At 61.5% G+C, this 18673-nt stretch carries 19 protein-coding genes; 3 read left to right on the forward strand and 16 right to left on the reverse strand.

Going from position 1 to position 18673, the window contains the following annotated elements; genetic code table 11:
* Positions 1-105 precede the first annotated feature (105 nt).
* The 4 genes from queG to BM235_RS02885 form a co-directional block, all read right to left on the reverse strand.
* Positions 106-1245, reverse strand: a complete 1140-nt coding sequence (gene queG / locus BM235_RS02870) for a tRNA epoxyqueuosine(34) reductase QueG (protein ID WP_090109594.1) — start codon at positions 1243-1245, stop codon at positions 106-108.
* Between the two features lie 87 nt (positions 1246-1332).
* The gene (lepB, locus tag BM235_RS02875) at positions 1333-1914 is read right to left on the reverse strand and encodes a signal peptidase I (RefSeq protein ID WP_090109015.1); all 582 of its coding nucleotides are present in this window, start codon (positions 1912-1914) and stop codon (positions 1333-1335) included.
* Positions 1911-2507 (reverse strand): DUF402 domain-containing protein, encoded by a 597-nt coding sequence (locus tag BM235_RS02880; RefSeq protein WP_090109016.1) that lies wholly within the window; start codon positions 2505-2507, stop codon positions 1911-1913. Before BM235_RS02880 ends, lepB begins: the two co-directional genes overlap by 4 nt.
* A gap of 147 nt (positions 2508-2654) precedes the next feature.
* Positions 2655-3077, reverse strand: a complete 423-nt coding sequence (locus tag BM235_RS02885) for a GNAT family N-acetyltransferase (RefSeq protein ID WP_090109017.1) — start codon at positions 3075-3077, stop codon at positions 2655-2657.
* A 476-nt stretch (positions 3078-3553) separates the two neighbouring features.
* Between BM235_RS02885 and BM235_RS02890 the strand changes: the two genes are divergently transcribed.
* Entirely contained in the window at positions 3554-4165 is a 612-nt protein-coding gene (locus tag BM235_RS02890) for a superoxide dismutase (RefSeq protein WP_090109018.1), read from the forward strand.
* 362 nt (positions 4166-4527) lie between these two features.
* Here the strand turns inward: BM235_RS02890 and mutY are convergent, their stop codons facing one another.
* The gene (mutY, locus tag BM235_RS02895) at positions 4528-5772 is read right to left on the reverse strand and encodes an A/G-specific adenine glycosylase (RefSeq protein ID WP_090109019.1); all 1245 of its coding nucleotides are present in this window, start codon (positions 5770-5772) and stop codon (positions 4528-4530) included.
* Positions 5769-6668, reverse strand: coding sequence for a helix-turn-helix domain-containing protein (locus BM235_RS02900; protein WP_090109020.1), 900 nt, complete (start codon positions 6666-6668; stop codon positions 5769-5771). Before BM235_RS02900 ends, mutY begins: the two co-directional genes overlap by 4 nt.
* A gap of 79 nt (positions 6669-6747) precedes the next feature.
* Here BM235_RS02900 and BM235_RS02905 point away from each other — a divergent pair, with 79 nt between their 5' ends.
* On the forward strand, positions 6748-7113 hold the full coding sequence (locus tag BM235_RS02905) for a c-type cytochrome (protein WP_090109021.1): 366 nt from the start codon (positions 6748-6750) through the stop codon (positions 7111-7113).
* Between the two features lie 179 nt (positions 7114-7292).
* On the opposite strand, the gene acpS is transcribed toward BM235_RS02905, so the two are convergent.
* The 5 genes from acpS to BM235_RS02925 form a co-directional block, all read right to left on the reverse strand.
* Entirely contained in the window at positions 7293-7688 is a 396-nt protein-coding gene (acpS, locus tag BM235_RS02910; protein WP_090109022.1) for a holo-ACP synthase, read from the reverse strand.
* 6 nt (positions 7689-7694) lie between these two features.
* On the reverse strand, positions 7695-8504 hold the full coding sequence (gene nadE, locus BM235_RS02915) for an ammonia-dependent NAD(+) synthetase (protein ID WP_090109023.1): 810 nt from the start codon (positions 8502-8504) through the stop codon (positions 7695-7697).
* Positions 8505-8636: 132 nt separating this feature from the next.
* Complete coding sequence (locus BM235_RS02920; protein ID WP_090109024.1) at positions 8637-9071, reverse strand: BrxA/BrxB family bacilliredoxin; 435 nt, start codon at positions 9069-9071, stop codon at positions 8637-8639.
* 131 nt (positions 9072-9202) lie between these two features.
* Positions 9203-9331 carry a hypothetical protein gene (locus BM235_RS32435; protein ID WP_255374026.1) on the reverse strand — a complete coding sequence of 43 codons (129 nt, stop codon included), beginning with the start codon at positions 9329-9331 and terminating at the stop codon, positions 9203-9205.
* 63 nt (positions 9332-9394) lie between these two features.
* On the reverse strand, positions 9395-11062 hold the full coding sequence (locus BM235_RS02925) for an ATP-binding protein (RefSeq protein WP_177244175.1): 1668 nt from the start codon (positions 11060-11062) through the stop codon (positions 9395-9397).
* 146 nt (positions 11063-11208) lie between these two features.
* On the opposite strand from BM235_RS02925, the gene BM235_RS02930 reads away from it, so the two are divergent.
* The gene (locus BM235_RS02930) at positions 11209-12516 is read left to right on the forward strand and encodes a BaiN/RdsA family NAD(P)/FAD-dependent oxidoreductase (protein ID WP_255374027.1); all 1308 of its coding nucleotides are present in this window, start codon (positions 11209-11211) and stop codon (positions 12514-12516) included.
* 349 nt (positions 12517-12865) lie between these two features.
* Here the strand turns inward: BM235_RS02930 and BM235_RS02935 are convergent, their stop codons facing one another.
* From BM235_RS02935 to xylA, 5 genes are all read right to left on the reverse strand, one after another.
* Positions 12866-13264: a hypothetical protein gene (locus BM235_RS02935; RefSeq protein WP_090109026.1), complete on the reverse strand. Its 399-nt coding sequence runs from the start codon at positions 13262-13264 to the stop codon at positions 12866-12868.
* A gap of 74 nt (positions 13265-13338) precedes the next feature.
* Positions 13339-14670, reverse strand: a complete 1332-nt coding sequence (locus BM235_RS02940) for an ABC transporter permease (RefSeq protein ID WP_090109028.1) — start codon at positions 14668-14670, stop codon at positions 13339-13341.
* On the reverse strand, positions 14667-15440 hold the full coding sequence (locus BM235_RS02945; RefSeq protein ID WP_090109030.1) for an ABC transporter ATP-binding protein: 774 nt from the start codon (positions 15438-15440) through the stop codon (positions 14667-14669). The genes BM235_RS02940 and BM235_RS02945 overlap by 4 nt, the downstream gene beginning before the upstream one ends.
* A 212-nt stretch (positions 15441-15652) precedes the next feature.
* Entirely contained in the window at positions 15653-17149 is a 1497-nt protein-coding gene (gene xylB, locus BM235_RS02950) for a xylulokinase (protein ID WP_090109031.1), read from the reverse strand.
* Positions 17150-17190: 41 nt separating this feature from the next.
* Positions 17191-18510, reverse strand: a complete 1320-nt coding sequence (gene xylA, locus BM235_RS02955) for a xylose isomerase (RefSeq protein WP_090109032.1) — start codon at positions 18508-18510, stop codon at positions 17191-17193.
* Between the last annotated feature and the right edge of the window lie 163 nt (positions 18511-18673).

Below are 18673 nucleotides of genomic sequence, written 5' to 3' on the forward strand. Positions count from 1 at the left end.
CTTGTCCGCAAAAAAAGGAGAAAAGGGGAGCGATCCAGTGCGCCGCCAAGACAAAGACCGCAGGTGACGGACGGCGTCCGTCACCTGCGGTCTTCAGTCGCGGTCTCAGTCGCTGACGCGTCCGCCCCGCTTCGGCGCAGGCTCGGCGAGCGCAGCCAAGGCGCGGCTCGCCGCCGCGCGGACGCGCTCGTCCGCGTCGGCTTCGGCCGCCTCGGCGAGGGCCGCCTGCGCGACGTCGCCGCGGATGCGCCCGAGCGCCCAGGCCGCCGTCGCGCGCAGCTCGAAGCGCGGATCCTCGCGCAGCACGCGGGCGACGTCTCCGGCGGACGCCTCGTCGCGGAAGTTGCCGAGGCCGATCAGCGCATTGCGCTGGATCGGCTTGCGTCCGCGCCAGGAGGCGCTGCTCGCGCCGAACGTCTCCTTGAATTCGCGGTTGCCCATCTGCAGCAGCGGACGGAGCAGCGGCTTCGCCACCTCCGGATCCGGCAGCGTCTCGGCCTGGTGCCGGGAATCGATGCCCCGGTTGATCGGGCATACGATCTGGCAGGTGTCGCAGCCGTACAGCCGATTGCCCATCTTGACCATCGCTTCCTCGTCGAGCAGGCCTTTGCTCTGGGTCAGGTACGAAATGCATTTTTGCGCGTTCAGCTGTCCGGGACCGACCAGCGCGCCCGTCGGACAGGCATCGATGCAAATCGTGCAGTCGCCGCACTGGTCCAGAAGCGGCGCATCCGGCGGCAGCGGCAGATTCGTGATCATCTCGCCGAGGTACATCCACGACCCGAGCTCGTCGTTCATGATCATGCAGTTTTTGCCGCTCCAGCCGATGCCCGCGCGCTCGGCGACCGCCCGGTCGGAGAGCGCGCCGGTATCGACCATGGACAGCCACCTCAGCTCCGGCGCCCGCTCCGCCAGCCATTCGGCCAGCCGTTCGAGCCGCTTTCCGAGCACGCGATGATAGTCTTCGCCCCATGCCGAACGCGACAGGATGCCGCGGCGGGCGCCCGGCTCGGATACGGGCGGGTTTTTCAGCTTCGAAGGATACGCGACCGCGATCGCGACGATCGAGCGGGGCGCCTCGAACGATAGGGACGGCTGCGTCCGCTTGTCCAGATCCGGCTCCTCGAAGCCCGACTCGTAGCCGAGCGCCCGATGCAAGGCGAGCCTCTCCCGCAGCTCCGGGAAAGGCTCGGCCGACGTCACGCCGATCCGGTCGATGCCGAGCGACTTCGCCGCCGCGAGCATATCCCTTTTCAATGACGACCAATATATGGGGCTGCGGCTGGGCGCCGCGACACCCTTGTTATCCAACGTCAGGTCTCCCTCCTCGCGCTACAGGCTCTTCCAGCGCACGATCGGCCACATGATGAATTCCGTCCGGCCGAGCAGCAGCGACTTCGGCACTTCTCCGAAGGTACGGCTGTCCTTGCTCGCGCCAAGACGGCGATTGTCTCCCATTATAAAGTATTTCCCGTCCTCGACCTTAATCGGTCCGAAGTCCCCGTCCTCGATCGGACTATCGGTATACGGCTCGACGCGCAGCTCTCCGTTCACGTACAACTGCCCGCCTCTGCCCTCGATCGTATCGCCCGGCATGCCGATGATGCGCTTGACGAGGAACTTCTTCTTGTCCGGCCCGTCGCTCGGGTCCTTCAAAATAACGACGTCGCCCGCCTTCGGACTGCCGAGCTCATATGCGACCTTGTTGACGAACAGCCACTCGTGCTCGTAAAGCGTAGGTTCCATCGACTCCCCTTTGACCGTCGACAGCCTGAAGACAAAAGCCCACAGCAGGATGACGATCGTAAAGGCGATGCCCAAGGCGCGCAGCCACTCCCAGAGCTCGCGGCGCCAGACGGATTCGGGCTTGGCCGAGCGGGCTCTGCCGTGAGGGATGCTCGATGTCTGCTTCATGGATACGGCTCATTCTCCTTCGCCTGAGGGCTGTCTCTCCACTCGCGGTAATAACGTCTGGCTTCCTCGTCGCCGAACGGCTGCCCGAACGTCGCCACGCGCTCGTGCAGCGCGCGCAGTCCGTCCTCCACCTGTCCGCGAACGGACGCGCTGTAGCGATATTCTTCCTTATGCTTGTCGTATTCGTCCCTGTCCAGATCGAGCACCGTTCCGCCGGGCAGGAGCACGACGTCCAGGTCGTAGTCGATATAGGTCAGCACGTTGTTGTAACGATAGGGCGGAGACGCCACGTTGCAATAATACCGAACGCCCCGGTCTTCCAGCAGCGCCACCACGTTAAACCATTCGCCCGGCAGAAAAAAAGAAACGGCCGGTACCCGGCTGATCCATTCCTTGCCGTCGGCTTCGCGAATCGGCGTATGGTCGTTCACGTATACCATGATGCCCGCGTCCCGATGCGCGGGATGGAGCCTGTCCTCCGGAACCTTCCAGTTCTCGAGCCACATGCGGTGGAGCGAGCCGTTGTGCTTAAAGCTCTTGATCGTACAGCTCTCGTATATAGATGTAGATATTAAGCCGCCGATGCGCTCCATGCCAAGCCCCCTGCCGTAGAACCATTTAAGATAATATAAGAAAAGCATATCTTATGGCCAAAAGCAACCGATTTTCGGCGCCTGTCGACACGTAAGATATGCTCTCCTGATTGTAAAGCCGTCTAGCGAGGGACTAGCGATGGGCGTTCAGCCTGCTACGATGGACAGCGGACGCTGAGGCGTCACGAGATCGAGCATCTCTTCGCTCAAGGATTGGTAGAACGGAAGCAGCATTTCGTTGTGCTTGTCCGCCGCGACAAAAACCTTCAGCACGTTCCGCTGGCGGAATCGCGCATTCATGGCGGTGACGAGCGAGCGGCCTACGCCTTGGCGGCGGAGATCCGGATGAACGGCGACGCGGTATACATAACCTTTGCTGTGATCGATCGTGCCGATCATGATGCCCGCAAGCCCGTCGTCCTGCTGCGCCACGAGCACGAGCTCGCTGTCCCAGGACAATTGGCGGGATAAAGCCGACATGGTTTCTTCACAGCATTCCTCCGACAAAGCTACCTTCAGAAGCTCGGATACGGAACGATAATCCGACAATTGAAAAGTCCGAATCTGCATATGCCTGTCTCCCCGGATTCAGTTAAAGTAGAGGCTAAACTGTGAACATCGCTTTAACGTCTTTTTATATTACGACAAATTCGTGATAATTTCATGCTATTTTAGGAATATCGCATAAATAATTTAGGAGAATCGTCGCGCAAAGGAGTGTAAACGCTTTATATGAAGCGTTTACATATGAATATATCTAAATTATTGCCGAATTTCGCCGAATATGCGCTTAAATCGGGTTTCATACAAAACGCTATGGTTTTGCTGGTACTATTTAAATAATATGCAAACAATGGCTAAGGTATGAGGTAATGGATAAATTTAACCGGATTAAACCAGGCAAAAATGCCCATGCTGATGGAGCGCGCAACACGAACCGCCCCGGCGACTTTCTAAACACCCATGTTGATTTAGTATTTGAAATCAGGGATAATACAGAGGTAGATTTCCATTCCAGATTCATAATCTAAGGAGGCTGTTCCATTATGGCACACGTATTGCCCGCTCTTCCTTACTCCAACGACGCACTCGAGCCGCATATCGACGCGCTCACGATGGAGATCCACCACGACCGCCATCACAATACTTACGTAACCAACCTGAACAAAGCCCTCGAATCCGCTCCTGAACTAGCGGACAAGAGCCTGAACGATCTGATCTCCGACCTGAACGCCGTACCTGAGTCCATCCGCACTGCCGTTCGCAACAACGGCGGCGGCCACGCTAACCACTCCCTGTTCTGGGAGACGATCGCCCCTAACGCTGGCGGCGCTCCTACCGGCGCTCTGGCAGCTGCGATCGACAGCGAGCTCGGCGGCTTCGACAAGTTCAAGGAAACGTTCGCTGCCGCTGCTACGACTCGCTTCGGCTCCGGCTGGGCGTTCCTGGTCGTCGGCAAAGACGGCAAGCTGAAGGTATACAGCCTCCCGAACCAAGACAGCCCGATCTTCGAAGGCGAGACGCCGATCCTCGGCCTCGACGTCTGGGAGCACGCTTACTACCTGAAGTACCAGAACAAGCGTCCGGACTACATCGGCGCGTTCTGGAACGTCGTCAACTGGGAAGAAGTCGGCAAGCGTTACGACGCTGCCAAGTAATATTCCTCACGAAAAAGCCGGCGCCGATTCAATCGGCGCCGGCTTTTTTTGCGTGCGATCTAACTTGCCGCTGCGCGGCTTACGAACCGGCGCCTAGCGCAGCGATTGTGCCGGACGCAGCGACCGCTGGCTGTCCCGGACCCAGTATCCACTGGCTGTGCCGGACCCAGCATCCGTTATTTCGGCGAAACACATCCTATATGCCGGCTGCACGGACTCAGTAGACGCTATTTCCCGTCAGCAGCGCGTTTTCGTGCCTGCTGGAGGAAGATAGCGGATCCTATGTCCGTTGAGCATTGCGGATCGAACCTTTTGCCCAAAATAACGGCGCTCGGGTCCGTTCCCATCGGACAAGCCAAGTGTCAGCGCTTCGGCGCGATTTCGTATAAGGTGCCGCTAAAGTGCGCGCGCAGCAGTTTGCTGAACACGTTCGGCCAGGCGAGGCGCTCGAAGTCGGCCGCGTCGATCCAGCGATAGCCCGGCGGCAGCGAGGCGCCGGCGGCGTCGATGCTGTAGCCGACCTGGCCTTCGGCCGCCGCTGCTGCAAATGCCGCCTCTACGCCTGCCACTGCCGTCGCTCCAGCCGCTTCCGCCGCCACCGCCGCTTCAGCAACGCGACCTTGTCCGCCGTCGGCGCCCAGCACGCGCAGATGCCAGTGCAAGTGCGTGAACACATGCTCGGCGTCGGCGACGTGACGCAGCGATTCGGCGCTGACGCCGGCGAGCCCTTCGGCATCGAGCGACGCCGCGAGCAGCGCGCTCCCCTCCGCGGCCGATTCCCAGACGCCTCGCTCAGGCGCCGTCACATGCGGCAGCTCCCACATGCGCGCGAGCAGGCCGCTCTCCGGCCGCTGGCGTACGAGCACGCGGCCCTCCGCGTCCTGTAGGAGCGCCGCGAGGCGATGCTCCGGCCGGGGCGGCTTCGCCTTGCTCTTGACCGGCAGCTCGGTCTCGCGGCCGGCCAGCCTGCCCTGGCAATGCGCCATGACCGGGCACAGCAGGCAGCTCGGCGACTTCGGCGTGCAGATGAGCGCGCCGAGCTCCATGAGCGCCTGGTTGAAGTCGGAAGCCTCCCCTTCAGGGATGAGTTCCCGGGCGAGCCCCTCCATGCCGACTCGCGTGGCCGGCTTGGCGATATCCTCGTCGATGCAAAAGTAGCGCGACAATACGCGCATGACATTGCCGTCCACCGCCGGCTCGGGCCTGCCGAAGGCGATGCTCAGGATCGCGCCCGACGTATAGGGGCCTACGCCCTTAAGGCCCGCTACGACGCTCTTGTCGTCGGGGAGCCTGCCGCCGTGATTTTCCGCGATCTCGCAGGCCGCGGCCTGCAGATTGCGGGCGCGGGAGTAATAGCCCAGCCCCTCCCACGCCTTGATTACTTCCTCCTCCGGCGCCTCGGCCAGCGCCGTTATCGTCGGGAACTTGGCCATGAAACGGTTGAAATAAGGAATGACCGTATCGACGCGCGTCTGCTGGAGCATGATCTCCGACACCCAGATGTGGTACGGGTCCCGGCTGCGCCGCCAGGGCAGGTCCCGTTTCGCCTTTTTGTACCACTGCAGCAGTTCGCCGCTGAAAAACGATTTGATCTCGCGTTCGTTCAAGCCTCCGGTCCTCCCTTCTTTTGCGATTCGGCGCCGCCCTCGTCCTCTTTGGCTCCGCCTGCGCCGAGTCCCAGCACCAGCTTTTTATAACGGCTCGGAGTAAGTCCTGTATAGGCTTTAAACATTCTGGAGAAATAGTAGATCTTCATGCCGATGCGCGCCGCGGCGTCCGAGACGTTGCACGAAGGATCTGCGAGCAGCGTCCGGGCGACCTCCAGCCTTCGCTGGTTCACGTATTGTATCGGCGAGCAGCCCATCAATCCTTTGAAGAATACGATAAAATAGTTCGGGTGCAAATAGATGAGTCCGGCCAAATGCTCGACGGTAATCGTGTCGGCCAGATGCTCGTCGACGTAGCTCAGCACGGTCTCCAGCTTCTCGAACTCCGGGGAGAGCGACGCCTGCCGCGCCGAATCCGCGATGAAGTAGTCGATGTAAATGCCGATGAGCTCCATGAAGGAGGTCTTGATCCGAAGCCTCGCCGAAGGCTGCTGCGAGAGCAGGCTGCCCCGGATCCGGGCAAACATCGCGATCGCTTCGCTCGGGTCGGGGATGCGCACGTGCTCGGGCATGCCGATCGCTTGGTAAAGCGCCCGGTCGGCATAGCTCGCGCGGAAGTGGCACCACCAGTACGACAAGGTCTCTCCGGGGCTCGGCTCGATCCAGTGCGCGTTGCCTGCCAACAAGAAGCTGAACGTCCCCGCGCCCATAGAAAAAGACCGGTCGTCCATGTGCAGCAGGCCGCTGCCGCCGGTCACGAGCAGCGCCCGATTGCAGTCGTAAACCTCCAGCCGTCCCTCTTCTACGCCCGCATGTTCCTCGAAGGAGGCGGCGGCGACCTCGAACTGCATCTTTTCGAGATGATTCATTAATATGTTAAAATAGCGTATGGTCATTGTTTGCACTCCAGGAAGCTTGTCTTAAGATGTCTATTAGGTTCTGTTTATTATACTTAACATTGGGAGTCGGGTAAATTTGCAAAAATATGCCTTCGCGCGCAGCGGACTGCGGATCGCTGCAGCTCTTGCCTTGATTGGAACGCTGCTTCTGACGGCGGCTTGCGGTAAAGACAAGTCCGCCGGAAGCGCCAAACCGACGGCGCCGGCCGGCCCGGCGGATACGATCGCGCTGTATCGCAGCAACTGCATCTCCTGCCACGGCGGCGGTCTTGCGGGCATGATGGGGCCGGCCACGGATCTTCGGTCCGTCGGCTCCCGCCTGACGGAGGCGCAGATCGCCGCGCAGATCGCGAACGGAGGCGAGAGGATGCCTGCGCTGAAGGATCGCCTGACCGCGCAGGAGATCGACAAGCTCGCCTCTTGGCTGGCCGGCTTGCATTGATTCGCTTCTTCTCACATCATACAACTGCCAGGAACAATCGTCCTGGTATTTATCTGGTCGATTAACCAATTTATTTTAATTTATTGAATATTCTCTCAGGATAGGTTCATTCATCGCGATCTAGCGACCGAAATCACAATAAGCCGAGCCCGGTCAACGAGGACCGGGCTCGGCTTGCCTTATTCAATTCGCTCCAGCGTAGCCGTCGCCGCCGCGAGCCGCCGTTCGTGCGTGATCGCCACGTGCACGCGATACGCCCGCTCTGCCAGCCCCAGCCGCGACCATGCCTCGGGCGAGAGCCGGCAAGACGGACGGCCGCGCTCGTCCGGCAGCACCTCGATATCGCGAAATCCGACGCAGCTGCCGATGCCGCAGCCGAGCGCCTTTACGACCGCTTCCTTGGCCGCGAACCGGCCGGCGGCGAACTCGACCGCTCGGCGCGGCTGCATCTGCGCGTACCGTTCCAGCTCGCCGTTCGTGAGCACGCGCGCCGCGAACCTGCCCCCTGTATCTCCCGCGAGCAGCTTGGCCATCCGCTCCATCTCGACGACGTCGATCCCGATCCCCTCGATCATCCTTGCTTAAATGCCCGGGATCGCTTGACGCTTGTGCTGCGTGCGCTGATAATGCTTCTCCAGAATCTCCCGCGCGGCGTCGGGGATCGTCTTGCCTTCGAGGTAGTCGCTGTTGTCGTCGTAGCTGACGCCCAGCTCGGCCTCGTCGGTCTGGCCCGCCCACAGGCCGGCCGTCGGCGCCTTGTCCACGACCTCGGCCGGCACGCCGAGCGCCCGCGCCACCTGGCGAACCTGACGCTTGTTCAGCGAGCTCAGCGGCGTGATATCTACCGCGCCGTCGCCCCATTTGGTATAGAAGCCGGTCAGCGCTTCGGACGCGTGGTCCGTGCCGACGACCAGCAGATTAAGGTCGAACGCCAGCGCGTACTGCACGACCATGCGCGTGCGCGCCTTGACGTTGCCCTTGCCGCCGCGGCTGATATGGCGGGACATGCCCAGCGACTTGAACGCGTGCTCCGTCTCGAGCGAGATCTCGTCCACCGCTTCCTCGATGTTCGTCTCGACCTTATGCTTGAGATCGAACGCTTCGGCCACGGCGTAGCTGTGCGCGATGTCTTCCTGCTGCCCGTACGGCTGAAACACGCCGAGCGTCATGTATTCCTTGCCGGTCTCCGCGGTCAGCTCGTCCGTCGCGCGCTTGCACAGACCTGCCGCCACCGCGCTGTCTACGCCGCCGCTGATCGCGATCAGCAAACCCGACGCGCCTGCCTTTTTCACGTACTCCTTCAAAAAGCCGACACGCCTCGCGATCTCGCCTTCCGGATCGATCGACGGCTTCACGCCCAAGAGCGAGATGATGTCCTGCTGCAAACTCATACGAACGCCTCCATTCTATAGGTTCCTTTAGTTATGTAAGACGGCCCGGGCTCGCGTGAAACAATTCGCCCTGCCGTCGTCGTCATACGAAAAAACCGCGGATGCGCAAAGTCATCCGCGGCGGCGCTCCTGTCAGCGGCAGAAACGGTCGAAGGCGTCGGTCAGATCGGCGGCGATATCGTCCGCGCTGCGGTTCTCGATCTGATGGCGTTCGATGAAGTGCACGAGTTCCCCGTCCTTGAGAAGGGCGATGGAAGGCGAAGACGGCGGATACGGCGCGAAGTATTCTCTAGCCTTCGCGGTCGCTTCCTTGTCCTGTCCCGCGAACACGGTGTACAGGTGATCCGGCAGCGCGTCGTGGCGAAGCGCCTCCGCTACGCCCGGGCGCGCCTGGCCGGCAGCGCAGCCGCATACGGAATTGATGACGACGAGCGTCGTGCCCTTGCTGTCCGGCAGCGCCTGCTCGACTTCCTCCGGCGTTCTCAGCTCCGTGATGCCGATCCGGGTCAGGTCGTCGCGCATCGGTTGGACCATGTCCAGCATATATCGTTCGAATGACATCGACATGTCTATCCCTCGCTTTCGATAGAATCGCAATTCGGCGGGCATGCCGCTTACCTTATTATAGCGCGGCCATGCGCGAACCGTCAAAAGCGGCACGAGCCCGGCATGCGCCGGACCCGCCTCGATTCATGCGCTTAAGTCGAAGGACGGTTGGGACCGTCGAGCTTCTTGTCGTATCCCTCGGACAGCGGAGACGCGTTCTCTTTGCCCTTCGAAGAAGCCGGCGCGTCGGCGCGTCCGTTTGGCTTGGGTTGCTTGGCCATCGCAATCCCTCCTCCCGCATCAGATGGTGTAATCGGAGGTAGTGTAAGCCATGGACGGCCAGCTTATTCGGCGACGGCCCAGCAAGCGTAGCCGCTCTTGCAAAACGTAACGATAAACGTCGTCCCTTCGCCCACGGTCGACAGCACCTCGATGCGTCCTTCGTGCCGTTCGGCGATGCTAAGGCAGAGCGCGAGCCCGAGGCCGGTTCCTTGCTCCTTGGTCGTATAGAACGGCTCGAACAGACGCTCGACCTTTTCCGGCGGTATGCCGTTGCCCGTATCCGATACGTACAGCTGTACCCGGTCCTCCAGGTCGCGCGTCTCGATCCGAAGCACCCCTTTCTCGTCCATCGCCTCGAGGCCGTTGCGCGCCAGATTCAGGATGAGCTGCTTGATCTCTTTGCCGTTGAGCTCCAGCACGTCCTGTTCCTCGCACAGGTCGAGCTCCACGGATTGCCCGCGCAGGTTGGCGTCCGCCCAGATGAGCGGCAGCATGTCCTTCAACACCGACTGAAGGCTGCTCGTTTCCTTTTCCACGATGCGATTTTGCGCCAGCGACAAAAAGTCGTTGATGATCGCGTTGGCCCGGTCGAGCTCCTCCATGACGATGCGGAAATAAGAACGCTGCTCCGAGGGACTCCGCTCGTTGAGCAGCTGTACGAATCCCCGGATGACCGCCATCGGATTGCGAATCTCGTGCGTGATGCTGGCTGCCATTTGCCCGACCAAGCTTAGCCGCTCCATTTTATCCAGCTCGTCCTTGAGCCGCTGCGTATCCGTCACGTCCTGCGCGATGTAGACGACGCCTTCGGGTATCCCCTTGGTTCCGGATTCGTTGACGGCGCAAGCGGTCGCGAGCATCGTCCTCCCTTGAATTTTAAACATCTCCGAGGACACTCGCTCCCCTTTGTTCAGGACCAGCTGAATAATGGAGGCGGTTGCATCAAGTCCCATGAGTCGGGCCAGTTCGGTGTAATGCAAGCCTACGACATTGCCGGCGGCATTCTTCCCCATCTCCAGCGCGATCTCGTTCACGTGCGTTATAATGCCTTTGGCGTCGATAAAAATGACCGCGAGGGGCACCATATCGAGAAATCGGCGCATGCGGATCGATTCGAGTTTATATTGACGGGTCAAATCGAGCAGCTGCGACTGCAGGCTGACCCGCTCGTAGGCGATCTCGATGAAATAAACGGATAGATGCGTAATGAGGATGAATGCGATCACATAAGCGGCGCAAGCCAAGAAAAACTCCCAGTCTGGCGTTACGCTGCCGTCCACGATCGAAGTGACCGCGGGGATTAAAAATGATACAGTGGCGACAGCCCACAAAACTGCGACGCTCCGCATCTTCGCGACGCGGCCCTTGAGCCGAAAGGTCCGGGAAACCTTGTAAAGGATCAGGAGATAGACAAGAAAAAAGACGAAAAATCCGGCGATTTCGGCTGGCTCCTCGCCGGGGATTTGCAGCGCCAGAAAACCGGCGCTGAGCACGACCGCAAACGGAAATCCGCCATACAGCGAAGCGGTAATGACGGCGACAAAGCCTAGATCGAGAATAACCGGGCCATTTTGTATCATATAGAAATGTCCGAGCAGCATGCAAAGTCCGCTGACGATGCCGATGAAGAAGCGGGAATGTCGCAGCTGGCGTTGGCGCGAGAACCAGACCTGAAAGGTTCCGACAGGCAGCAGGGCGATAAGAACCTGGAGAAGCAGGCTGTTGACCAAAGGGATCCCCCCGCACGATCGTCCTTTATACTTAAACAATTCATTCTGATTAAAACATATAAACATTCCGCTTACAATAATAGGAATATAGTTTAGACTATATATCGTGAATTGCTTGCGGTGATAAAACGGAGAGGAACGAGCACGTGGAGTATAATTTAAATAACCGAATCGAAGATAATTATAACATCATTATTATCGGCGGCGGGTCGGCAGGCTTGATGGCCGGAATCGCCGCCAGCCGGTCGGGCGCCAGCGTCCTCCTGCTCGACAAGGGAGACAAGCTCGGGCGCAAGCTCGGCATCTCCGGCGGGGGCCGCTGCAACGTGACGAACGCCAAGGAGACCGACGAGCTCATTCGGCATATCCCGGGCAACGGAAGGTTTCTGTACTCCGCGTTATCCGTCTTCGGCAATCGCGATATCGCCGCCTTCTTCGAAGGCATGGGCATCCGGCTGAAGGAAGAGGACAACGGGCGGATGTTTCCCGTATCCGACAAGGCCAAGACCGTCGTGGACGCGCTCGTGCGCAAAGTCCGGGAACAAGGCGTGCGGATCGAGACCCACGCGCCGGTGGCCGAGGTCCTGTACGATAACGGCAGCGTAACGGGCGTAAGGCTTGCGGACGGACGCGTATTCGCCGCGCCTTCCGTCATCGTGGCGGTCGGAGGCAAGTCGGTTCCCCATACGGGATCGACCGGCGACGGATACGCTTGGGCCGAGCAGGCCGGCCATACGATATCCGAGCTATTCCCGACCGAGGTGCCGCTGACCTCTTCGGAGCCGTTCATCCGCAGCCGCGAGCTGCAGGGCTTGTCGCTGCGCGACGTCACGCTGACGGTGTGGGGCGACAAGGGCAAGCCGCTCGTCGCGCACCGCGGAGACATGATCTTCACGCACTTCGGCCTGTCGGGGCCGATCGCGCTCCGCTGCAGCCAGTTCGTCGTGAAGCAGCGCAAAAAGACCGGGGGCGAGCCGGTTCGGCTCACGCTCGATCTGTTCCCGGACAAAAGCGCCGCCGACGTGTACGACGATACTTACGCTTTGACGAAGGCCGAGCCCAAGAAGGCGGTCAAAAACATATTAAAAAGCGTCGCCACCGAGCGCCTGCTGCCGCTGTTGCTCGAGCGGGCGGGGCTGGACGGCGATACGACGCACGCCAACATTCCGAAGCAGGCCTGGCAGAACCTGTCCGGGCTGCTGAAGGCGTTCCCCGTCGACGTCGACGGCACGCTGTCGATCGAGGAAGCGTTCGTGACCGGCGGCGGGGTCAGCCTGAAGGAGATCGATCCGAAGACGATGCAGTCGAAGCTCATGCAGGGCTTGTTTTTCGCCGGCGAAGTCCTGGACATCCACGGTTACACCGGCGGCTACAATATTACGGCGGCATTCTCCACCGGCTACGTGGCCGGATTGAACGCCGCCATGCATGCGGAGGCTGCCGCTGGCGCGTAGTAGGCTGGGTGGCGGTGCCCGAGAGGCTGGCCTGCTGTGCAATAGCGGAACTTTTTTCCGCTATTGTCGCTCGCGAGGCGGTTCTGCGGCGCGATAGCGGAACTTTTTTCCGCTATTGCCACTCGCGAGGTGGTTCTGCGGTGCGATAGCGGATCTTTTTTCCGCTATTGGCGCCCGCGAGGCGGCTTTGCGGTGCATAGCGGAGATTTTTTCCGCTATTGCGCTCGCGAGGCGGCCTTGCGGTGCGATAGCGGAATTTTTTTCCCCTAGCATGATCCGCGTTGAGCCAGGCAGCTACCTAGTCGCGATTCTTCCCTTACTGCACACCGGCATGCACCTGCAGCTCACCCTAGTATGCTTCAAAATGATTGTAGCTTCCGTCGTCCGCCGCTTCGCCGACCGGCTCCGCGACTTCGGAACCGCCGGCGGCTGCAGCCGCATCCGGCTCGATGCCGAAGTAGGCCGGATCCCAGTCCTCGTTCACGGTGTGCGCGGGAATCTGCAGCTCGTCCAGCGCATATGCGGTCGCCGCCAATTCTGCGTCGTCGGCCGGCGCTTCGGACAACAGCTCGCCGCCGTGGCTCTGGGCGATCTCGAGCGCGCTCGCGAGGTTGTCTCCATCGACGTGAATGTGGAGTCGGACGACGCCGTGCGGCTGCGGTTCGTACCCCAGCTCGTCGAGCGTCCCGCACGCCTTGTGCGCGCTGCCTTCGTCCGGAAACTGAAACATCAGTGCTCTGTATGCCATCGGAATCGCCTCTTCTCGGTTAGCGGATTGGAATGTCTGTAGCATAACCGCGGGCGGCCGCGATCATGTAGCCTTCATTCAAGCACCTCTGCATCGGGCCGTGCGCGGCCCGCCCGGCGAGCCGCGAACATGGACGAAGCCGCGCGATTGATGCGGCTCAGAAGCGGGTAGCAGGCTGCGGGCAGCGCCGCGATCGCAAGCCACCATGGACCTCCGTACATCCATCCCGCATGCAAGCCGAGAATCGCGCACCATGCCAGCGCAATCGGACGAAGCAGCAGCGATCGCCCGATTTCCCGCGCTTCGCCCCGTAGTTCCTCGCGCCAGTCGTACAACGCCATATAACGCGCCGTTTCCCACTTGGCCCACAAGCCGTTCAGCCACAACAACAGCAGCGCGCACATACCGAACCAAGCGATCGCTCCCAGCCAGAGCGGAGACAGCCAGATCGCCGCCATTCCGAGCGAGGCGAATTGAAACAATAATCGCATCGATTCCGCCTCCCGCAGCATGGCGCGCAGCCACAGCTCGGCGATCCGGGAGGCCTCGTCGCGGCGCTTAAGCAGCGGACGCGGTTTTCGCAGCACCCAAGGCCGGCGACCTGCCGGCGGTCTTTTCGCTTGCTCCGTGTCCATGAGCACCCAGCCGACGTTGTCCGCGTAGGCACGCTGCTCCGTCTCAAGCTCGTGCGCAAATGTGCCCGAGAGATTCAAGCGGCGCCAGCCGAGCCCTATTCCGATCGCGATCAGCGCCGCGATACCGATCGCAGCGACAACCGGCTCTTCCCCGCGCATCCCCCATGCCGCGGCCGGCACCCAAGCGGCGATGAACGCCGCCCGCAAGCCGTATACGGCCAGTACCCGCCGCACGCCTTGCCATCTGCGTTCGGACGCGTCGCGGACGACCGTCCAGATGAAGCCCATCAGGCCGGCGGACAACGCCAACGCTGCACCCGCGCCGAAGCTCCACCCTGTCGCCCGCGACATCAGCGGCAGCATCAAGCCGGCCCCCGCCGCCGACACGGCCATTCGGGCGGCAAGCGTGTATGCGAGACCGGCCAATGTCATGCCTTTTACCCATCTGCCGTTCGCGCGCAGGAACAATCCGTCTCCATATTCGGCGAACGTTCGCAGCCTGCCGCGCACCATGAGGATCGCCAAGATCGCGATAGGCATCTGCGCGGGCAAACGACCGATCCATTCCGGCGGATGACGCAGCAGGTCCTGGTACATCCCTCCGGCGACCCACAGTCCCGGTACGACGAGATACAGCAGCACCGTCCAGTCGAGCGTGAGGCGCCAGGCCCGAATCGATTTGAGCCAAAAAGCCCCGGAGCGCATGAAGATCAGCCGCAGCGGCCCGCTTTTTCCGCGCAGTCGTCCGATCCTGCCGCCCTTCGGCTTCATGGCCCCTCCGCCGCGGCGGCACGGGTCAGCCGGTGGAAACAATTGAACAAGGGCGTATCTTCGGGCATGCCCGCCGCCGCTCGGATGTCGGCGACCGTCCCCGACGCCGCCGCGCTCCCTTCGTGGACGAGCACGAACCGGTCGCACAGCCGCTCCGCCGAGTCCAGAACGTGCGTCGTGAGCAGCACGCCCGCGCCTCGGGCACGCTCCTCGTCGAGCGCCTCCAACAGCTCCATGACCGCGGCGGGATCGAGGCCGATGAACGGCTCGTCCACCAGATATACGCTCGGCTCCAGCAAGAAGGCGGCGACGAGCATCGTTTTTTGCTGCATCCCCTTGGAAAACTTAATCGGGTAATCGTCCTTTACGTGCCGAAGCCGAAATCTGTCCAGAAGCCCCTCCGCCCGCTCCGCGAGCCGCTCTTCGGAGATGCCGCAGACGGCGGCGGCCAGCTGCAGATGCTCCCACAGCGTAAAGCGCTCGTACAATATCGGCTGCTCCGGAATATAGGCCAGCTTTCTGTTCATCGCGCCGCCGGACTTCGCGCTCTCCTCCTCGGCCGCCCCCCGCCATTCGACGTCGGCCACCCAATACGGCAGCTGTCCGAGCAAACCCTTCATTACCGTGCTCTTGCCCGCGCCGTTCGGCCCGAGCAGGCCGACGCGCTCCCCCGGCTTCAACTCGATCGCCACGTCGCGAAGCACGGCCTTGCCTTGCTCGTACCCCGCCGCTCTGATCGCGGCGCGCATCAGCCAATCTTCGCCGTTCATCGGACCCCCACCTCTGCAATCCTTTTAAAATTACTACGAGGCGGCCCGGCCGAGAGTTGCGCACCTCCTGCCCGAAATTCGGCATTGCGCGAAGCCACGCCAAAAAAGCCCCTCATCCGGTTACCGGCCGGAAATACGAGGGGCTCTCTCACTGTAGGGAGGCGCCCCGTCCGCGAAGACAAGCTCCTCCCGTCTATCTTATCACCTCAGCCTTAGATTCGGAAAGGCTGCAACGCTTCGTTCAGCGGCTTCGTAGCGGCGTACACGTCCCGATAGACGCCGAACAGCTCGCCGTAGCGGCGCGCCCGCGCCTCGTCCGGCACATAAGTTGCCGCGTGCTTGACGAACGCGTCCGCGCATGCCTCGAGGCTGCCGTACCAACCGGCGCCTGTCGCCGCCAGCATCGCCGCGCCTAGACCCGGTCCCTGCTCGCTCTCCAGCTGCACGACTTCGGCATCGAATACGTCCGCCTGCATTTGCAGCCAGTCGGCATTTTTCGCGCCGCCTCCGATGGAGACGACCTTGGTCACCGACTTGCCTGCCCGACGGAAGACGTCGACCGACTCGTTCAGCGAGAACGTGATGCCTTCGAGCACCGCCCGCGCAAAATGCGTCCTCGTGTGCGAGCCGTCCATGCCGACGAAGCTCGCCCGGATGACCGCATCGGCGTGCGGCGTCCGTTCGCCGACCAGGTACGGCGTGTAGAGCAGTCCGCCGGCTCCCGGCGCGATGTCGCCGACGCCCGCCAGCAGCCTTTCGTACGGCTCGCCTGCGGCGAACGTATTGCGGAACCAGCTTAAGGAATAGCCCGCCGCGAGCGTCACGCCCATCGCGTAAAACGCGCCGGGCTTGCCGTGGTTGAAGAAGTGGACCTTGCCCTCATAATCGGCCGAGGCGTCAGGCTCGTGCGTCAGCACGACGCCGGACGTACCGATGCTGCACAGCGTGAGGCCCGGCTTCAGGATGCCCGCGCCGATCGCGCCGCAGGCATTGTCCGCGCCGCCCGCGAACACGCGCGTCGAGGCCGGCAGGCCCGTCTCGCGAGCCGCTCCCTCGTCGAGCGTGCCCGTCTGGGCGACCGACTCGACGAGCGGCGGGCAGAACGAAGCCGGAATGCCGAACGCCGCCAGCACCTCCTGGCTCCAGACGCCGCCCGCGACGTCCAGCATCAGCGTGCCCGCCGCGTCGGACAGATCCATATGCACGGCGCCCGTCAGGCGGTAGCGCACGTAATCCTTGGGCAGCAAGAACGATTCTGCCTGGTCGTACAGCTCCGGTTCATGCTCGCGCACCCATAGGAGCTTGGGAAGCGTGAAGCCTTCAAGCGCCGGGTTGCGGGTCAGGCGAAGCAGCGAATCGCCAAGCTTGCGCTCGATCTCGCGGCACTGCTCCGTCGTGCGCGTATCGTTCCAGAGGATCGCCCTGCGCAGCGGCCGGCGGTTCGCGTCCAGCAGCACGAGGCCGTGCATCTGACCGGAGAAGCTGATGCCGTCGATGCTGCCGCCCGCTGCCGCCGTCTTTTCCCCGAGCTCCTTCAGGACTTCGACCGTCGCGCGGACCCAATCTTCCGGATCCTGCTCGCTCCAGCCCGAACGCTCGTGGTACAGCGGATATTCGCGGGAGGCCTCGGCAGCCACCGCTCCGTCCTGCCCGACGAGGAGCGCCTTGACGGCGCTCGTGCCGAGATCGATGCCGATGACATAGTTCATGTTGGCCCGTCTCCTTAAGTCTACTTATGACTTGATAAGCTTTATACGCTGAAAATAACCTCGTTCACGGCTTGGCGAATCTGCTCCAGACGGCCGGAACGGTTTACGATCGGCTTTTGTCCGCTCAGCACGTAAGATTCAAGCGATGCGAGCGTATGCTTGCCTGCGACGATCTCGGCGCCGATGCCTTCGCCGAAGCTGGCGTAGCGGCCGTCGACGATGCCGTCCAGCGTCTTGTTCTCGATCAGCTTGGCGGCGGCCTTCAGGCCGTGCGCGAACGAGTCCATGCCCGCGATGTGCGCGAAGAACAGATCGTCGTCCTCGAAGGAAGTCCGGCGAACCTTGGCGTCGAAGTTCACGCCGCCTTTGCCGATGCCGCCTTCGTTTTTGAGGATTTCGAACATGGCCAGCGTCGTCGAGTACAGATCGGTCGGGAACTCATCCGTGTCCCAGCCGAGCAGGTAGTCGCCTTGGTTGGCGTCGATCGAGCCGAGCGCGCCGTCCAGGCGAGCGACGCGGAGCTCGTGCTCGAACGTGTGGCCGGCCAGCGTCGCGTGGTTCGCTTCGATGTTCAGCTTGAAGTGATCCTTCAAGCCGTACTTGCGCAGGAAGCTGAGCGTCGTCGCGGAGTCGAAGTCGTACTGGTGCTTGGTCGGCTCCTTCGGCTTCGGCTCGATGAGGAATTGCGCGCCGAACCCGATCTCCTTGGCGTAGTCGACGGCCATGTGCAGCATGCGGGCCAGGTTGTCCAGCTCGAGGCCCATGTCCGTGTTCAGCAGCGACTCGTAGCCTTCGCGGCCGCCCCAGAAGACGTAGTTCTCGCCGTTCAGCTCCTTGCCGACTTCGAGCATTTTCTTGATCGTCGCCGCGGAGTACGCGAACACTTCCGCATTGTTGCTCGTCGCGGCGCCGAATACGTAGCGCGGGTTCGTGAACAGGTTGGCGGTGTTCCAGAGCAGCTTTTTGCCGGTGGACTGTTGGAACTCCTTCAGCTTCGCGACGATGATGTCGATGTTCTTGTTCGTTTCGGCGAGCGTAGCGCCTTCAGGCGCGATGTCGGCGTCGTGGAATGCGTAGAACGGCACGCCCAGCTTCTCGAGCAGCTCGAAGTTCGCTTCGACGCGAACCTTGGCTCTATCGAGCGGGGAGAGCGAATCCCAGCTGCGAACCGCCGTGCCGGCGCCGAACGGATCGGCGCCGTTGGCGTTGAACGTATGCCAATAAGCGACGGCGAAGCGCAGGTGCTCCTCCATCGTCTTGCCGAGGACGACCTCGCTGGCGTTATAGTGTTTGAATGCGAACGGATTGTCGGATTTGCGGCCTTCGTACTTGATCTGCGGCACATTCGAAAACAGGCTCATAATAACGGAATGCCTCCTTAAGGATGTAGGGTTATTGAATTCGGTTACAAGCTGAATTAAGCATAGCATCCGAAACTTAGTTTGTCTATTGGCTAAACTAAGTTTTATGCTATGATGTCGTTAACGATTAATGGGACGAAAGAACGAACCGAATGAACCCACG

Source organism: Cohnella sp. OV330 (genome assembly GCF_900112065.1).
Lineage (GTDB): Bacteria > Bacillota > Bacilli > Paenibacillales > Paenibacillaceae > Cohnella.

Coding starts and splice junctions, on each gene's coding strand:
- queG (WP_090109594.1), bottom strand. CDS start 1,245: ATGCTCGCGGCGGCGAAGTCGCTCGGCATCGACCGGATCGGCGTGACG.
- lepB (WP_090109015.1), bottom strand. CDS start 1,914: ATGAAGCAGACATCGAGCATCCCTCACGGCAGAGCCCGCTCGGCCAAG.
- BM235_RS02880 (WP_090109016.1), bottom strand. CDS start 2,507: ATGGAGCGCATCGGCGGCTTAATATCTACATCTATATACGAGAGCTGT.
- BM235_RS02885 (WP_090109017.1), bottom strand. CDS start 3,077: ATGCAGATTCGGACTTTTCAATTGTCGGATTATCGTTCCGTATCCGAG.
- BM235_RS02890 (WP_090109018.1), top strand. CDS start 3,554: ATGGCACACGTATTGCCCGCTCTTCCTTACTCCAACGACGCACTCGAG.
- BM235_RS02900 (WP_090109020.1), bottom strand. CDS start 6,668: ATGACCATACGCTATTTTAACATATTAATGAATCATCTCGAAAAGATG.
- acpS (WP_090109022.1), bottom strand. CDS start 7,688: ATGATCGAGGGGATCGGGATCGACGTCGTCGAGATGGAGCGGATGGCC.
- nadE (WP_090109023.1), bottom strand. CDS start 8,504: ATGAGTTTGCAGCAGGACATCATCTCGCTCTTGGGCGTGAAGCCGTCG.
- BM235_RS02920 (WP_090109024.1), bottom strand. CDS start 9,071: ATGTCGATGTCATTCGAACGATATATGCTGGACATGGTCCAACCGATG.
- BM235_RS32435 (WP_255374026.1), bottom strand. CDS start 9,331: ATGGCCAAGCAACCCAAGCCAAACGGACGCGCCGACGCGCCGGCTTCT.
- BM235_RS02935 (WP_090109026.1), bottom strand. CDS start 13,264: ATGGCATACAGAGCACTGATGTTTCAGTTTCCGGACGAAGGCAGCGCG.
- BM235_RS02940 (WP_090109028.1), bottom strand. CDS start 14,670: ATGAAGCCGAAGGGCGGCAGGATCGGACGACTGCGCGGAAAAAGCGGG.
- BM235_RS02945 (WP_090109030.1), bottom strand. CDS start 15,440: ATGAACGGCGAAGATTGGCTGATGCGCGCCGCGATCAGAGCGGCGGGG.
- xylB (WP_090109031.1), bottom strand. CDS start 17,149: ATGAACTATGTCATCGGCATCGATCTCGGCACGAGCGCCGTCAAGGCG.
- xylA (WP_090109032.1), bottom strand. CDS start 18,510: ATGAGCCTGTTTTCGAATGTGCCGCAGATCAAGTACGAAGGCCGCAAA.